At 59.5% G+C, this 16,217-nt stretch carries 14 protein-coding genes; 7 read left to right on the top strand and 7 right to left on the bottom strand.

From position 1 onward, the window contains the following. The first annotated feature begins 45 nt into the window (after nt 1-45). From NMA52_RS04320 to NMA52_RS04340, 5 genes are all read left to right on the top strand, one after another. Complete coding sequence (locus NMA52_RS04320; RefSeq protein ID WP_254826416.1) at nt 46-1,344, top strand: amidohydrolase; 1,299 nt, start codon at nt 46-48, stop codon at nt 1,342-1,344. Beyond that, nucleotides 1,334-2,272 carry a DUF4421 family protein gene (locus tag NMA52_RS04325; RefSeq protein ID WP_254826417.1) on the top strand — a complete coding sequence of 313 codons (939 nt, stop codon included), beginning with the start codon at nt 1,334-1,336 and terminating at the stop codon, nt 2,270-2,272. Before NMA52_RS04320 ends, NMA52_RS04325 begins: the two co-directional genes overlap by 11 nt. A gap of 9 nt (nt 2,273-2,281) precedes the next feature. After that, complete coding sequence (locus tag NMA52_RS04330; protein ID WP_254826418.1) at nt 2,282-2,647, top strand: MauE/DoxX family redox-associated membrane protein; 366 nt, start codon at nt 2,282-2,284, stop codon at nt 2,645-2,647. Nucleotides 2,648-2,755: 108 nt separating this feature from the next. Beyond that, nucleotides 2,756-3,694, top strand: coding sequence for an energy transducer TonB (locus NMA52_RS04335; protein WP_254826419.1), 939 nt, complete (start codon nt 2,756-2,758; stop codon nt 3,692-3,694). A 31-nt stretch (nt 3,695-3,725) separates the two neighbouring features. Next, nucleotides 3,726-4,265, top strand: a complete 540-nt coding sequence (locus NMA52_RS04340) for a hypothetical protein (RefSeq protein WP_254826420.1) — start codon at nt 3,726-3,728, stop codon at nt 4,263-4,265. A 21-nt stretch (nt 4,266-4,286) separates the two neighbouring features. Here the strand turns inward: NMA52_RS04340 and NMA52_RS04345 are convergent, their stop codons facing one another. From NMA52_RS04345 to trxA, 4 genes are all read right to left on the bottom strand, one after another. Continuing rightward, nucleotides 4,287-5,054 carry a succinate dehydrogenase/fumarate reductase iron-sulfur subunit gene (locus tag NMA52_RS04345; protein WP_371930940.1) on the bottom strand — a complete coding sequence of 256 codons (768 nt, stop codon included), beginning with the start codon at nt 5,052-5,054 and terminating at the stop codon, nt 4,287-4,289. A gap of 6 nt (nt 5,055-5,060) precedes the next feature. Next, the gene (locus NMA52_RS04350) at nt 5,061-7,055 is read right to left on the bottom strand and encodes a fumarate reductase/succinate dehydrogenase flavoprotein subunit (protein ID WP_254826422.1); all 1,995 of its coding nucleotides are present in this window, start codon (nt 7,053-7,055) and stop codon (nt 5,061-5,063) included. 21 nt (nt 7,056-7,076) lie between these two features. Beyond that, on the bottom strand, nt 7,077-7,820 hold the full coding sequence (locus NMA52_RS04355; RefSeq protein WP_254826423.1) for a succinate dehydrogenase cytochrome b subunit: 744 nt from the start codon (nt 7,818-7,820) through the stop codon (nt 7,077-7,079). Between the two features lie 179 nt (nt 7,821-7,999). Beyond that, entirely contained in the window at nt 8,000-8,326 is a 327-nt protein-coding gene (gene trxA, locus NMA52_RS04360) for a thioredoxin (RefSeq protein ID WP_254826424.1), read from the bottom strand. 93 nt (nt 8,327-8,419) lie between these two features. Here trxA and NMA52_RS04365 point away from each other — a divergent pair, with 93 nt between their 5' ends. Continuing rightward, a complete protein-coding gene (locus NMA52_RS04365; protein ID WP_254826425.1) occupies nt 8,420-9,544 on the top strand; it encodes a DUF3810 family protein in 1,125 nt (374 codons plus the stop codon). Here the strand turns inward: NMA52_RS04365 and NMA52_RS04370 are convergent. Genes NMA52_RS04370 through NMA52_RS04380 form a run of 3 tightly spaced genes read right to left on the bottom strand, consistent with a single transcriptional unit; the run spans nt 9,525 to nt 12,677 of the window. Further along, nucleotides 9,525-10,457: an OmpA family protein gene (locus NMA52_RS04370; RefSeq protein ID WP_254826426.1), complete on the bottom strand. Its 933-nt coding sequence runs from the start codon at nt 10,455-10,457 to the stop codon at nt 9,525-9,527. The two genes, NMA52_RS04365 and NMA52_RS04370, sit on opposite strands and share 20 nt — an antisense overlap. Nucleotides 10,458-10,475: 18 nt before the next feature. Beyond that, nucleotides 10,476-11,381 (bottom strand): septal ring lytic transglycosylase RlpA family protein, encoded by a 906-nt coding sequence (locus NMA52_RS04375; protein ID WP_254826427.1) that lies wholly within the window; start codon nt 11,379-11,381, stop codon nt 10,476-10,478. A 36-nt stretch (nt 11,382-11,417) separates the two neighbouring features. After that, entirely contained in the window at nt 11,418-12,677 is a 1,260-nt protein-coding gene (locus tag NMA52_RS04380; protein ID WP_254826428.1) for a PDZ domain-containing protein, read from the bottom strand. 347 nt (nt 12,678-13,024) lie between these two features. On the opposite strand from NMA52_RS04380, the gene NMA52_RS04385 reads away from it, so the two are divergent. After that, nucleotides 13,025-16,144 carry a SusC/RagA family TonB-linked outer membrane protein gene (locus NMA52_RS04385; protein ID WP_254826429.1) on the top strand — a complete coding sequence of 1,040 codons (3,120 nt, stop codon included), beginning with the start codon at nt 13,025-13,027 and terminating at the stop codon, nt 16,142-16,144. Nucleotides 16,145-16,217 lie beyond the last annotated feature (73 nt).

Here is a 16,217-nt window from a genome sequence, read left to right on the forward strand (position 1 = left end):
GTCCGAATGCGTATCTTTCGCGGATAACCAACCGAAACCGAATACATGCGCCCCGTACTGACTCCGTTCGCTCTGCTGCTTGCACTGAGCCTGACCGCCCAGACAAATTATTCCTCCACCGCGGACGCCGCCGCGACCATCGAGGACCGGGTGATTGAATGGCGACATCACGTACATCAGTACCCGGAACTCAGCAACCGGGAATACGAGACGGGGAAATACATCGCCGATCATTTGGAATCACTCGGCCTGGAGGTCCACCGCAACGTAGCCCATACGGGCGTCGTCGGTGTGCTGCGCGGCGGCAAACCCGGCGGAGTGGTAGCCCTGCGCGCCGATATCGATGCCCTGCCGGTCACCGAGCGGGCCGAAATACCCTACGCCAGCAAGGCCAAAGGAGAATACCGTGGCGAGGAGGTCGGGGTGATGCATGCCTGCGGGCACGATACCCACGTGGCGATGCTCATGGGAGCTGCCGAGGTGCTCACCCGGCAGAAGGCTGACATCCCCGGTACGATCGTATTTCTGTTTCAACCCGCCGAAGAAGGTGCTCCGGAGGGAGAAGAAGGAGGAGCCGAGCTTATGGTTAAGGAGGGGGTACTGAAAGATTACGGCGTGGAGGCCGCCTTCGGAATTCACATCAACTCCCAAACGCCGATCGGACACGTAAATTACAAACCCGGCGGTGCCATGGCGGCCAGTAACAGCTTCACCATCACCGTTAAGGGGAAACAGGCCCACGGCTCCGCTCCCTGGTCCGGAGTGGATCCCATCACGGCCGCCGCCCAAATCGTGACGGGCCTGCAGATGATCGTTGCCCGGCAGACGGAGCTCACCAAGGAACCGGCCATCATTAGCGTCGGCAAGATCCAGGGCGGTGTTCGGAATAATATCATTCCCGAGGAGGTCACCATGATCGGAACCATCCGTACGCTGGACGAGGACATGAAAGCCGAAATATTCGACCGCATCCGGCAGACCGCCACCAACATTGCGGCCAGCAGCGGGGCGGAAGCGGAAGTCGTCATCAACGACGGCTACCCCGTCACGTACAACGATCCCGCCATGACGGACCGGATGCTGCCCACCCTGGAGGCAACGATGGGAGCGGAGAACGTGCACCTGGTGCGGCCGATCACGGGTGCCGAAGACTTCTCTTTCTTCGCCCGCGAGGTACCCAGCTTGTTCGTATTTCTCGGCGGTATGGACCCCTCCATGGATCCGGCCGACGCCCCCGGCCACCACACCCCGGACTTCGTCGTTGACGATCGGGGACTGAAGTATGGCGTACAGCTCTACACGAATTTAGCGCTGGACTACCTCCACAAAGAACATGGTAAGTAAAGTCGTCCTGCTACTGGCGGGTCTGCTTTTTCTTGCGGAAGGATCCGCCCAGGTCGATTCATCCTTCGTGGAGACGTTTGCCAGTACCACGCGGGTAAATGGTGGTTTGCGGTTCCGCGATAATTCCGCTTCCTTTTCCGTGGGCAGTCGAGAAACCCTTAAACTGAATAACCGTGGTCTAGCTCTGCGGCTTGGTGGCCGGTATAAGTGGGTGGGCTATACCTTCAGCATCCCGCTCAGTGATCTGGGTACGGATTCCGAATTGGGGGAAGCCAAGTCCCTCGGCGTGAACATCCAGTTTTACCGGGACAAGTTCTACCTGAATGCCAACCTCCGTCGGACGACCGGCTTCGAACGGGAGTCCTCCGGGGAGGAAACGGTATTTCGCGACGATATTCGATTTTTTAATGCCTTATTGTTTGGGTTCCGTATTCTGAACAACCGCCAGTTCAGTCTGCGGTCCAGTTTTAAATTGCGCAACCGGCAACTGCGTAGCTCGGGCTCGCTGCTACTCGGCGGCGTTATTCACCGTCAAATACTTACGGCCGATAGCCTGACCCTTCCGTTGCGGGGTACCGGTACCACGACGATCGACCGTTTCTCCCAGACAAAATTGGGTGTAGGACTTGGGTACGCCCATACCTTTGTGTTCGGCAAATTATTCTTTGCCACTCCGCTGCTCATTGCCGGCCCGGAGGTTCGTTTCATTGACTACGATCAAACGGACGGCAGCCGGGAGATCGAACGCCTTCGTGTCAGTCCCCGTATCCGTGGCCGACTTGCCTTGGGGGCCAATGGGCGGCGGAATTACGCGGCCCTCGCCGGATCTTACCTCCCGAGTGCCGACGCCACAGATAACCTCAATACCCGGGTAGACGAAATTCAGTTAGAACTCATTATCGGTCACCGGATCGGAATCGATAATTAAATCCTCCGTATGACCATCTTCGCCTATGGATTCGCCCTCGTGCTGATCGCTGCGGGAATCTATCACTTCGTGAATCCCCAGTTCTACTTCGCGTTCATGCCTTCCTGGTTTCCCAAACCGCTGGCAAACGCGGTGGGGGGTGTCGCCGAAGTGATCGTAGGCGTGGCGATGTTGTGGCCGCAAAGCCGCCTGTACGGGCTATACGGTGCGGCGGGGCTCATGCTCTTATTTTTACCCCTGCACGTGATCGATCTGCTGCGGGAGCGGCCGGTCATCGGTTCTAAACCCATCGCCGTATTCCGGCTGGCATTGCAGGTATTTCTGATCGGCTGGCTCATCTGGGAAGCGAGGCGTCTTGCTCCGGTCGTGGACTAGGGTACCGGTCAATGAAATTGTGTTACCAAACCCTCAATCGAGTCACGGTGTACACTATTATGTAATTTAAATCTGTTCTGCATCAAAGGCAGTAGAAAACAGCAGACCATGAACACCATCCTCAGCGAAAGCGAGCTGCGCGGAGACCGCGCGGGTAAGATCACGGCCACCGTCGGCTTCTTATTGATCGTAGCCCTACTCCTGGCGCCAATCTTCTTCTTTCAGAATCCACCCCCCGGCCAGCCCGGCATACTGGTGAACCTGGGTTTTGTCGATGCCGGACAGGGAACCGAAAACGCCGCCGCACCCGCACAGCCCAAGCCGGAGCCTAAACCGGAACCTGCTCCCACCGCTCCCGCGACCCCGCCGCCACCCCCGCCCGCCGCTAAACCTGAACCTAAGCCGGAACAGCGACAGGTGGTCGTAACGGAGGATCCTGCCGCCATAGAATTACGCAAGCAGAAAGCCCGGGAAGAAGCCGCCCGCCAGGCCGAGGACCGGCGTCGTAAGGCGGAAGCCGATCAGGAACGTCGCCGGCAACAGGAAGAAGCCGCCGAACGCCGCCGTCAGGAGGAAGCCGCCGCCGCTCGGGCCGCCGCCGCCGCCGAAGCGGAACGCAAACGCCAGGCGGAAGCCGATGCCCTGAAGGGCCAATTAGGAGGAGCCTTCGGATCGGGTGGCGGCCGCGGTAATACCGGCCAGTCTGGTAATCAGGGGGTCGACAACGGAGATCCTAATGCGGACCGACTAAGCGGAATTTCCACCGGCAGCGGCCGCGTAAGCGGTGGTCTAGGCGGTCGCGGCGTACTGGCCAGCCCCCCGGTACAGGAAAATTCCCAGGTTTCCGGAACGGTCGTCATCGAGGTCTGCGTCAATCCCCAGGGTCAGATCACGAAAGCGGACTACACCCAGAACGGTAGCAGCACCGCGGATCCCTCCCTGGTAGCCGCCGCGCGCAACAACGCCCGGAAGTGGCGCTTCGTTGCCGATCAGATGGCCCCGGCCGAGCAGTGTGGTCGCATCAGCTACAACTTCAAGGTCCAGTAAGCAAGAACGCCGACTTCGGTACTTTTACCCGATGTGGCGCGTCCTCTTTATAGCACTTGGTCTGATCTTTATGATCAGCGGTTGTAATGGATTGATCAGTAGTCAGTTCGGTACCCATCACTTGCGGGAGGTCAGCATTGAGGATACCCGACAGGGGGTTGGTGATGCGGATTACATTCGCGTCACCGGTACCGAAATCCGCGAGGTAGCCATGGATTCCGTTACCAGCGGTACTTCGGAGATACGCCTGTTTGTCCTGGCGGGGATCACCGAACGGCCTGTCCACGGGCACCTAATCTTTTGGATCAAGGCGGATGCTCCCCCTGCATCGTTTGCCCCGGACGACCTGAGGGGTACCGTAGAAAGACCTCCCGATCCGACCCGGGTCATCGCCGCGCTTAAATCGGCGGGTGTGAAGCTGAGGGAGCCGGTCACCTTCGTTCACCTGGGGGAGCAACCCCTGTCCTGGCCGTGGCATCTGTTGATCTTCGTGGGAGGGATCGGTCTCGTGCTGATAACCGAGGCCGTGAACCACAAAAAAACGCACGCCGAAACCGGCGTGCGTTCTTAAGCGGGGACGAAGTATCCCGTTTTAGTTGGCCACCTTCTCGCTGCCGAGGGTGGAGGCGATGTACTGGCGGTTGAGACGGGCGATGTGTTCCACCGATATGCCTTTGGGGCATTCCGCTTCGCAGGCCGTGATGTTGGAGCAGCGTCCGAATCCTTCGGCATCGTGCTGAGCGATCATCCGCTGGACCCGGCTGTCGGCTTCCACCTTACCCTGGGGCACCTGCGCGAGGTGACTCACTTTCGCCCCGACGAACAGCATGGCGGAGGCGTTTGGGCAGGCCGCAACGCAGGCTCCGCATCCGATGCACGTGGCGGCGTCGAAGGCATGGGAGGCCTGGTCTTTCTCGATGGGAATAGCGTTACCGTCCTGGGCCTGACCGGTGTCTACGCTGATGAACCCGCCGGCCTGAATGATGCGGTCGAAGGAGTCGCGGTTTACGACGAGATCCTTTACGATGGGGAAGGCCCGGGAACGCCACGGTTCGATAGTGATGGTGTCACCATCGCGGAAGTGGCGCATGTGCAACTGACAGGCGGTCGTCTGTTGCATGGGGCCGTGGGGGTAACCGTTAATGACCAGCGAACAGGTTCCACAGATTCCCTCCCGACAGTCGTGCTCGAAGGCGATCGGATCTTCTTTTTTGTTGATCAGCTTTTCGTTGAGTACGTCCAGCATCTCGAGGAACGACATGTGATCGTTCACCCCATCCAGCTCGTAGTCAACAAACTTACCCTGGGGGAATTTGCCCCCCTGGCGCCAGATCCGGAGCTTGAGTTTCATATTTTCCATGATAGTCTATTTGTAGGATCTGGTCTTCAGCTCCACGTTCTCAAAAATCAGTTCTTCCTTGTGCAGGACGGGCTCGGTATCGTCCCATTCCCAGGCGCTTACGTAGGCGTACTCGTCGTCGCGCCGCAGGGCCTCGCCGTCTTCCGATTGGTATTCCTCCCGGAAGTGGCCGCCACAGCTCTCGTTACGGTCCAGCGCGTCAAGCATCATGAGTTCGCCCAGTTCGAGGAAGTCGGCGACCCGCAGAGCCTTTTCCAACTCGGGGTTGTACTCCTTGATCCGTCCGGGAACGTAGACGTTGGACCAGAATTCCTGGCGCAGTTCCCGGATCATTTTCCGCCCCTTCCGCAGGCCTTCGGCGTTGCGGGCCATGCCGCAGTATTCCCACATGATCTTGCCGAGCTCACGGTGGAAGGCTTCGGCCGATTTGGTTCCGTTGATGTTCATCAGGCGGTCGATCCGCTCCTGGGACTTGGCTTCCGCGGCCCGGAAGGCCGGACCGTCGGGGTCCACTACGGGGTTGCGGATCTCCTGGGAGAGGTAGGTGCCGATGGTGTAGGGTAGTACGAAGTACCCGTCGGCCAATCCCTGCATCAGCGCGGAGGCTCCGAGGCGGTTGGCGCCGTGATCGCTGAAGTTGGCTTCGCCGATCGCGAACAGGCCGGGGACGTTGGTTTGCAAATTGTAGTCGACCCACAGACCGCCCATGGTGTAGTGCACGGCGGGATAGATCTTCATCGGCATCACGTAGGGGTCCTCTCCGGTGATCTTCTCGTACATCTCGAAGAGGTTGCCGTACTTCTCCTCGATCACCGCTACGCCCAGTTCACGAATGCGCAGGTCGTCGGCGTTGTACTCATTAAGACTGTGGGCGCGGGACTTGCCGTAGCGCTGAATGGCGGCGTCGAAGTCCAGGTACACGGCCAGCCCGGTGGGGCTTACGCCGAGTCCTTCGTCGCAGGCCGTCTTGGCGGCCCGGCTGGCGACGTCGCGGGGCACGAGATTACCGAAGGCGGGGTAGCGCCGTTCGAGGTAGTAATCGCGATCCTGCTCGGCAATATCGAGGCCGGTTTTGCGTCCCTCCCGGATGGCGGCCGCGTCCTCCTGACTCTTGGGCACCCATACGCGTCCGTCGTTGCGCAGTGACTCCGACATAAGCGTGAGTTTCGACTGGTATTCGCCGGATACAGGGATACAGGTCGGGTGGATCTGGGTGAAGCAGGGGTTGGCCATATAGGCACCCTGCTTGACGGCCCGCCAGGCGGCCGAACCATTCGAGTTCATGGCGTTGGTCGACAGGTAGAAGACGTTGCCGTAACCTCCCGTACCGAGTACGACGGCGTGGGCACCGTGGCGCTCGGTTTCCCCCGTAAGGAGGTTCCGGGCAATGATGCCGCGTGCCTTTCCGTCCTCCATGACCAGATCGATCATCTCGTGACGGTTGAATAACTGGACGTTGCCTAGGCTGATCTGACGGCTGAGCGACTGGTAGGCGCCGAGCAGTAACTGCTGACCGGTCTGTCCGCGCGCGTAAAAGGTGCGCGACACCTGGACACCGCCGAAGGAGCGGTTGGAAAGCAGCCCGCCGTATTCCCGGGCGAAGGGAACCCCCTGGGCGACGGCCTGATCGATGATGTTAACGCTAACTTCCGCCAGGCGGTGTACGTTGGCTTCGCGGCTGCGGTAGTCGCCCCCCTTGATGGTGTCGTAGAAGAGGCGGTAGATGCTGTCGCCGTCGTTCTGGTAGTTCTTCGCGGCATTGATCCCTCCCTGGGCGGCAATGGAATGCGCGCGGCGCGGGCTGTCGTGGAAGGTGAAAACCTTCACCTTATACCCCAGTTCACCGAAGGTGGCGGCGGCGGCTCCACCGGCCAGGCCGGTACCCACGATGATCACCTCCAGGCGGCGCTTGTTGTTCGGCGCCACCAGGGGCATGGATGAGCGGTACTGCTTCCACTTCTCGGAAAGCTCACCGGGGGGGACGTTGGATTGGAATGGCATTTCGCTTGGTTTCTTGGGGGGTTAAAGGACGCCCTGGTGACGGAGATACATAACGATGGGGATGACCGCGAAGCCCAGGGGCACCAGCACACTGTAAACGTAGCCGACGGCTTTAATCAGCGGGGTATACTTCTTGTGGTTCAGCCCCAGGGTCTGAAAAGCCGACTGGAACCCGTGCCACAAGTGGAAGGCGATGAAGATCATGGCGACCACGTAAAAGATGACCATGCCGATGTTCTCGTAGGTAGCCGCGACGAGGGCGTATAGGTCCTTCGCGCCTTCGTAGCCCTCGGCCTCGAAGGGACCGATGCTTTCGCTGAAGTGCATCTGGCCCCAGAACTGTACCATGTGGACGATGATAAAGGCCAGGATAACCATCCCCAGACTACCCATATAGATGGATGACTTGCTGCCCCCGGCCGTACGGTCGACCTTGACGGCGTAACGTTGCTCACCCCGGGCCTTGCGGTTCTTGGACCACAGTAGGATCCCCTGAATGGCGTGCAGTACGATGAAGGCGTACAGCAAGATCGACGTCGTCTTGATGACCGGATTGTTGGTCATAAAGTAGGCGTACGAGTTGAAGGCATAGCCGTCGTCGTTACTCATAATGAGCTGAAGGTTGCCGATGAGGTGAACGACCAGGAAGGTGATAAGAAACAAGCCGGTCAGGGACATGATGATCTTCTGCCCGATGCTGGAGGTCAGGAATTTTCCGAACCATCCTACTCGGGATCCGGTGCGTTTTGCGGTGCTTGTCGCCATGCGCTGCTACTAAATTTTGCTTAGGGCCCAAATCTAAGAGTAAATCGCTAGAAGCCCGGCCCGGTTGCCGGTGGAGGAAGTATTGGGGGTTTATTTAGATCGTTTCCAAAGTATTTCACGAAAAAGCCCCTTTATCCATCGGATAAAGGGGCTTAGACTGCTAGAGTTATGCTGTAAGTCTAGGCGGTAGCCAGTTGGGCCTCGATCTTCTGCGCAAGCGCTTCCTTAGTTGCGAAACCGACGTGCTTGTCCACGACTTCTCCGTCCTTGAGGATAAGGATGGTGGGGATATTGCGCACGCCGTAGCGTTGGGTCAGCTCGGCGTTCTCGTCGACGTCGACCTTGGCGATGAGCGCCTTGCCGTCGTAGTCCTTCGCGAGTTCCTCGACAACGGGGCCGATCATTTTACAGGGTCCGCACCATTCCGCCCAGAAGTCTACCAGGGCAATGCCCTTCTTTTCGAGGACTTCTTGCTGGAAGTTGCCGTCTGTGAGTTGGAATGCCATAAGTTGTTTTATTTACGTTCTGTGTGCAAATTACACGACAATCAAACGCGGCTTACCCGCATTGGTTGAATTCAGACAGCCCCAACCGACCAAGTGACGCCATCCGACATCCGTTTGCTCCCGCGCTCCGCCGCCCTCCGCTGGTTGCTGGCCGTCACGCTGCTCAGCATCGCGTTGAGATTGGTGCTTCCCCCGGAAGTCGTGGAATCGCTGTACAGTCGCCGCCTCTTCCCCGGGATCCGCGTGGCCTTCGACGCAACACTGGGGCGGCTACCTTTTCCGCTGTTCTTCCTGTTTTGGACGGTGATCGCGTTCCTGGTGGGGCGGCAGATCTACCGGTTTGTGCGAGCCTCCCGCGGACGCACGGGCGAGAAAACACGCATCCTGCGGCAGACCGCCCGGCTTGCGGTTCAGCTCGTGGCCGTACTGATCACCGCCTTTCTCTGGTTGTGGGGTTTCAATTACGGGCGCGTACCGGTCGAGTCTCAGCTGGGGTTTTCGCAGTACCAACCCGATGTCGCGGAATTACGGGAGCGGGTGTACACGACGGCCACTCGGCTGGCAGACTACCGTCGTAAGATAAGTCCGGACAGCTTCGCACTCACGGAAGCCGACTTTCCCGCGGACCTCGAAGCAAGCATGCGCCCCCTGGTCGCGGCCGCCCTCCACCGCCACGGCTATCCATCCGCCGGACGGCCCCGGGGGTGGGAACTATTGCCCCGGGGTATACTGCTCCGTCTGGGGACCGCCGGGGTGTACTGGCCCTGGGTAGCCGAAGGGCACATTGATGCCGGCCTGCACCCCCTGCAAAAACCGGCCGTTATGGCCCACGAGCTCGCGCACGCCTATGGGTTCGGGGACGAGGGTACCTGCTCCTTCTGGGCTTACCTGGCCGGGTACGAAACGGAAGCCCCGGCCCTACAGTATGCTCTGGAACTAAGCTACTGGCGGCAACTGGCGGGCATGTTGCGCTATGCTGATCCGGAGGGGTACCTGACCTGGCGCCACGAAGACCTGGATCCCGGCATACGCAATGACCTGCAGGCGATATACGACAACGGCGATCTATACCAGGATTTGGCTCCGGCCCTGCGGGATGCAACGTACACGGCCTACCTCAAGGCCCAGGGGATCCACGAAGGTCTGCTGAATTACGGTAGGGTGGTACAACTGGTCGAAGGGTACCGCCGCCAGGCAGCTAGGTGGCGGGAAAGCTAATGATGAGGTCCGTCCGCCGGTCCGGACTACCGCCACCGGGTAAGTCGCTGATTTCGGATCCGTAAAACCCCACGCCGGCGGGCAGTATGCGGCCCCCGTCGATGCCGAAGGTGGTAAGCACCGTAGCTACGCGCATCGCGCGTCGGAAACTCTCCTCGTAGGCCAGTTCGGTGTTGCCTTCCTTGCTTTCGGCGTGACCTACCAGTCGGTACTCGGCCCGTGGATAGTTGCGCAGGGTCGCGGCCAACCGCTGCACCAGCCGCTGCCCCTCCAGGCTGATCCGCTGATCGGCCTCAAATAGCAAGCTGTCGCTTAGGCTCAGTTGCAGGGTGTTTTCGGTTTGGCGGACCAGCAGGTACCCGTCATTCGCCGCCGCCAGCATCAGTTGGTGTACTTCATCGTATAGCCGGTCGGTCAGTAGCACGGCGTCCTTCAGCGGGTCGACCGGGCTCGTTCCCCGAGAGGGATTCGCCAGGGTAAGGCTTGATACTTGCTGTTCGCGCGCCGCGAGTTCACGCGCGCGCCGCTCGGCTTCGGCCTCCGCTCGGCTGAGTTCGGCGCTGCGGGCGCGGAGATCCTCCTGCAGACGGCTTACCTCGCTTTCCGTCCCCGATAACAACAAGCTGTTTTGCTGGAGCAAATCTTCGTAAGTGCCGCGCAATTCCCGCAGCGTCTTCTCCAGATTGATGTTGGTCGCCGTAAGTTCCTCGATCTGCCGGATCTGCCGTCGTTGGGTGGCGGCTTCCCGTTGGGTACTGTCACTGGCGGTCAGCGCCCTCGCCGCGGCGATGCTGTCCGCGGTAAGCGCCTCCTGTCGGTAATAGTCGCGTTCCGTTACGAGGGTAGCGTACTGGCTCCGGGGCACGCAGGCGGTCAGGATAAGCACGGTGGACAGGATAAGGAGGAACTTCATGCGAAGAGTGTTAAGTAATTATGGCTTTCGCTCTTCCAGGGTCACGGTGAAGCCGCTGATCTTGTAGCGCTTCATGAGGTCGCCGGCATAGTTCTGTGCACTCGCCTGATCGCGGAAGGGACCTAGAATGACCTTATAGTTTGCCTGATCCGACCGGCCGGTTTTCTGCAGCATAATATCGTCAAAATACCGGGATTGCAGCTCCATCACCTTGTCCATGGCACTTTCCAGGGACGTGAAGCTGCCAACCTGCACCCCGAATCGGCCGCCGGCGGGCTCCGTGAGGTTTATGCGGTAAGTGCCGGGCGCGAAGGACTTTGTCCTGACCGGCTTACTGTCCTGCCGTGGACTGGCGGGGGTGGGTGCCGGTGATACCGTCCGGACGGGGGGCGTATCCACGGCGGCCTCCCGGGCCTGTACGCTTGGGGTCGTCGTCACGGCTGGCGGAACGTCGGCCGGGCGCACCAGAGTAGTCGTTGCCGGTGGAGTGGGGGACACGTCCACTACCCGGGGCGGTGGCGGGTCGGCTACGATTTCCGGCCGGCGCTCGACCACGGCTTGTTGGTCGGGCGTGGAGAGTAGGGTGAGTTCGACGGGAACGGTCCGTTCGCCGATCATGGCGAGGTCCCGGGCGGCGCGTTCGCTGAGCTCGATGATGCGTCCGCGGATGAAGGGTCCCTTGTCGATGATCCGGACCACGACGCTTTTACCATTGTTCTCGTTCCGCACCCGGACGGTACTGTTCAGCGGGTAGGCCTTGTGGGCCGCTACGAGTTCGTCCTTATTATAGGTTACGCCGTAGGCGGTTTCCGCCCCGTTGTATTCATCGGAGTAGTAGCTGGCCAGACCGGTCTGCCGGTCCCCGATCAACTGCGCCGGCAGGGTGGAGGAGAGCAGCGTGAGGAGGATGAGCAATCGTTTCATGTACGCAAGGTAAGTGCGGGAAGCGCCCGCATGTTCTTATATAAGGTCTTCGAGTACAAAGGTAAAATCAAGTAGTCTCCCGTGACGGTACACCCGGAGCTTCACTTTCCGTCCGGGTTTCCCCTCGAGCTTTTGGATGATTTTCTGCAGGGATAGCAGGCTGGCCGTCACGCCGTTCACCGCCCGGATGCGGTCACCGACCTGGAGGCCAGCCCGGTCCGCCGGGCTGCTCGGTACCACGTTACTGATGCTGTATTTGTGCAGGTTGTTGCCGCCCGCCAGGATGCTGAGGCCCGAGCGGTCGTAGGAGAACTTCTGCTTCCAGCGACGGCCTTCGGGCTTCATGTACACGGACCTGCGGACGTAATCGATGGCGACCGTGAACCGCTTGAGCATGCGGGTGCCGATGATCCCCTGCCGTTCGTTGAAGAAGGTCAGGCCCACGGTGTCTACCTCCTGGAAGTAGGTCACGACGTTGCGCATTTTGCGGTCGGCGAGATCCACCACCCGGCTGCGGCCGACGCTGCCGCTGACCGTTCCCCCCAGTCCGCTGGCAATGTGGGTAGGAATAGTCTGCTCCGGTAGGTCCAGGTGCGCTGTATCCGGATACGTGTGCATAAGGAGACTCAGGCCGGCTCCGGTGTCCATCAGGAGGCGACGGGTGGTCGTACTATCGCGCAAGACGCCGATGCCGACATTCAGGTAGGGGCGGTTGCGAATGAAGGTGCTGGGGACTTCCTTGAACGCGCGCCGCACCCGAAACTTGCTGGGGTCGTGGAGAAACATGATCTGCCGGCGGAAGTCGAATTCTACCACGAAGCGCATCAGGAAATCGCCGCCGATGATGCCGTGGATACTGGTGCCCGTAATTCGCTCGAAGTTGAAGTAATTTTCCTCCAGCACGAGCACCGAGCGGTTGCGGGCCAGCAGGCGGTCGGAGATGCGCATGTTCACGCCCGTAGCGAGGTATGCGGTGAGTTCCGAATCGATGTCCGCCCCCCGGATCTTGAAGGTCCGCCGGTAACTGACGTTCAGAATATCGGTGATGGTCTTATCGAGGACCACCGTATTTTCGGCGCCGGTGTCGACGATGAAGCGGAGGGGCACCGATCCGTTCAGCAGTATGGGGATAACGATGAAGTCGTTTTCCAGGTCGAAGGGGATCTCGATCACCCGTTGTTTGCCCAACACCTTCATATCCAGGCGCTGAGCGGATACCGCTTCCGTACCGACGCACAGCCACGCCAGAAAGAGGATGGCGGGGACGCGGGAGCGGAGTGGATACGGAAGTAGCAAGCGAGTTTGGTTAGTAGCTGTCGCTAACAAGGTAAGCAGTAAACAATAGGCAGCGTTTGCAGTTTGGGAGCGTTATAGGAACGTTAATGGGGGTATCCTTAAAGACCAATCCAGTCTGGAATAATCTCCGAAGGAATCCTACATTTGCGGCCTCAAGTTGCACCCTTGGCGGAATAAGTATCCTGCGAAGTGGCAACCTTCGATCATGTAACTAACCACACATCTTGCGAAGATTTTCCGTCCGGGTTACTTCCCTCGTACCTGCGGGTCCGTCACCGGACACCCCGAATGCGGCATACACTTCCCTTGCTGTAAACCATCCAATCACATTTTTTACAAACTTTAGTATGAAGCTTAACTTTAACCACGTCCAACGTGGTTGCCTCTTTCTGTTGTTCGTACTGCTGGGTTCGGCGTCCATTATGGCGCAGACCTCGGTAAGTGGTACGATAACCGATGCGGAAAGCGGTGATCCACTGATCGGTGCCAGCGTCCTGGTTACCGGAACCTCCACCGGAACGGTGACCGATTTCGACGGTAATTTCACCCTCAACGTTCCGCAGGGAGCCGAATCCCTGACCGTATCCTACACGGGCTACGCTACCCAAACCATTCCGTTTACGGGGCAGAATACCCTCAACGTCACGATGACCTCCGGCGAACTGCTCGACGAAGTCGTCGTGGTCGGCTACGGTACGGTGACCCAGAAGCAGGTCACCAGTGCGGTAACCTCCATCGATGCGGAAGACTTCAACGCCGGTAACATCAACGATCCGACCCAGCTCATTCAGGGAAAGGTCGCCGGTCTGACTATTTCCAAGGTAGGTGGCAACGTCAACGACGGCGCTACCATTCGCCTCCGCGGCCTGTCGAGTTTCGGCGGTAACACCTCCCCCCTCATCATCATCGATGGGGTCGTTGGTGCCAACCTCCGGACGGTGGACCCGGCCGACATCGAGTCGATCAACGTACTGAAGGACGGTTCTGCCGCCGCTATCTACGGTATTCAGGCCTCCGCCGGCGTGATCATCGTTACTACCAAGCGCGGCCGTGAGGGGCAGGGACAGCTGGACTACCGGGGCTATGTCTCCGCCGAGTCGGTTGCCAAGCAGCCCGAACTCGCTAACCGCGATGAATACCTGCGCCTACTGGGTCGCGCCGCGGAACTGAACCGGGCGCAGAACCCCGATCAGCCGGATCTGCCGACCCCCGAAGCCGTCCGCGCGGCCAACGATTACGGTGGGGATACCGACTGGGTCGACCTGGTCACCCGTACCGGCATCAGCCACGTTCACAACCTCAGCTACTCCGGCGGTGCCAACGGCATGACGTACCGGGCCTCGGTCAACTACCGGGACATTCAGGGTATCGGGTTTATCAACGACGGTTTCCGTCAACTCAACGGCCGTCTGAGCATCTCGCAGCGCGCCCTCAACGACAAGCTCAGCCTGAGCCTGGACGTGACCGCTACGGACCGCAAGTCGGACTTCTTCGACAGCAACGTCTTCAAATTCGCCACGACCTACAATCCTACCGCCCCCGTACGTATCGGAGACGCCGGTTTCAACGTGCCGGACGCGATCGCGGCGCGTGCCAACGCCGTCTACGGTGGGTACTTTCAGGTGGAGAACTTCGACTACATCAACCCCGTCTCCATCGCCGAACAGCAGGAGAATAATCAGCAGCGTACCGACCTCCTGTACTCCTTCAAGGCCGGCTACGACCTGACGGACGACTGGGTCGTGAACCTGTCGTACTCCCGCCAGCGCGAGAATAATACCGGCGGCTTCTTCGGCAGCCGTACCAGTCTCGCAAACGGGGGAGCCGGTGGATCCAGCACCCGCCTCGGCAACGCCAGCCGCTACGCCAATGACAACCGCAACGAGCTTTTCGAAGCAACGACCACGTACAACCTCGATCTGGGGACTAACAATCTGGAACTGCTGGCGGGTTACTCCTGGCAGGAATACAACTTCCAGAACTTCAGCGCCGGTGGTCGCGGACTGCCTTCCGACGTATTCAGCTACAACCTCATCGGCTCGCTCAACGACATTTCGGAGGGCCTCGCCAACCTGGGCAGCAGCCAGAGCGGATACAAAGTTATCGGCTTCTTCGGTCGCGCTCGTTTGGGCATCGGTACGGCGTACAACATCACCGCGTCCATTCGCCGTGACGGAACCAGCCGTAACGCTCCCAACAACCGCTGGGATATTTTCCCCGCCATCTCGGCCAGCGCTGACCTCGTCGATGCACTCGCACTTACGGGTCCTAACGAACTGAAGTTCCGCGTAGGTTACGGCGTAACCGGAACCCTCCCCCCCGGTGACATTGAGTACCTGGCGACCTTCGGTCCCGGAGGATTCTTCCCGGTCAACGGAGTTTATCTGCCCACGATCGCACCCCAGTCGAACCCCAACGCCAACCTGCGCTTCGAAAAGAAGGGTGAGTTCAACGCCGGTCTTGACTTTGCCTTCATGGATTACCGTCTGACGGGTTCGCTGGATTTCTACGTACGCAACACCAGTGACCTACTGTTCTCCGCGCAACTTCCCACACCCCCCTTCCTCTTCGAAACCGTACAGGCTAACCTGAACAACGTCGACCTGGTAAACACGGGTGTCGAACTCTCGCTCGGGTATAATGTGACGGCGGGTAGCCAGTTCACTTGGAACCCCCAGCTGACGCTGAGTACCTTCAATACCAAGATCGAACAGAACGACAACGAAGCCGAATTCAACTTCGGTGATGGCGGCTCGGTAGATCTTTTCTCCACGGTTCCCGGCGCTCCGGGTCAGAACGGTTTCCCCGTGACGACCATCGAGATCGGCCAGGAATTTGGTGGCCTCTACACCCTGATCATCGACGAAGCGGCTTCCACGGCTGAAGGTCGTTACGTATACGTCGAAGCGCTCAACGTCGACACCAACGGCGACGGAATCGGCGATGCCGCCGACGGCGTGCTGAACAATGCCGACCGGGTACGCGTGGGCAACGGCCTGCCCGACTTCAGCCTCGGTTTTGCTAACAGCTTCACCTACGGCCCCGTCGATTTCAGCTTCTTCCTGCGTGGTGACTTCGGTCACGACCTGGTGAACATGCCCCGTAACTTCTACGGTCAGCTGGGTAATGCCGTAAGCCGTCCGATCGACAACATCATCCTCACCGACCTGAACGAGTCGATCATCTCCGCCCCGCGGTTGAACCAAACCTTCGTAGAGGACGCGAGCTTCCTGGCTCTCGATAACGCCCAGCTCGGGTACACCTTCACGCTTGGCGGAAATAGTGGCTTCCGCAGCCTGCGCGCGTACATCGCCGGTCAGAACTTGTTCTACATCACCGGTTACACCGGTGTGGATCCCAACGTACGCTTCACCGACAACGGTAACGCGCTCGCTCCCGGTATCGACCGTCGGAATACCTTCTTCCGGACGCGTACGGCCACCTTCGGCGTATCCGTTGGATTCTAAGCGGCTATCCTAATCAAAACACCGGAGGGGAGGCGAGCACTCCCGTGACCGTCTTCCCTCCGATCAACTATAA

The organism is Lewinella sp. JB7 (assembly GCF_024297185.1).
Classification (GTDB): domain Bacteria; phylum Bacteroidota; class Bacteroidia; order Chitinophagales; family Saprospiraceae; genus Neolewinella.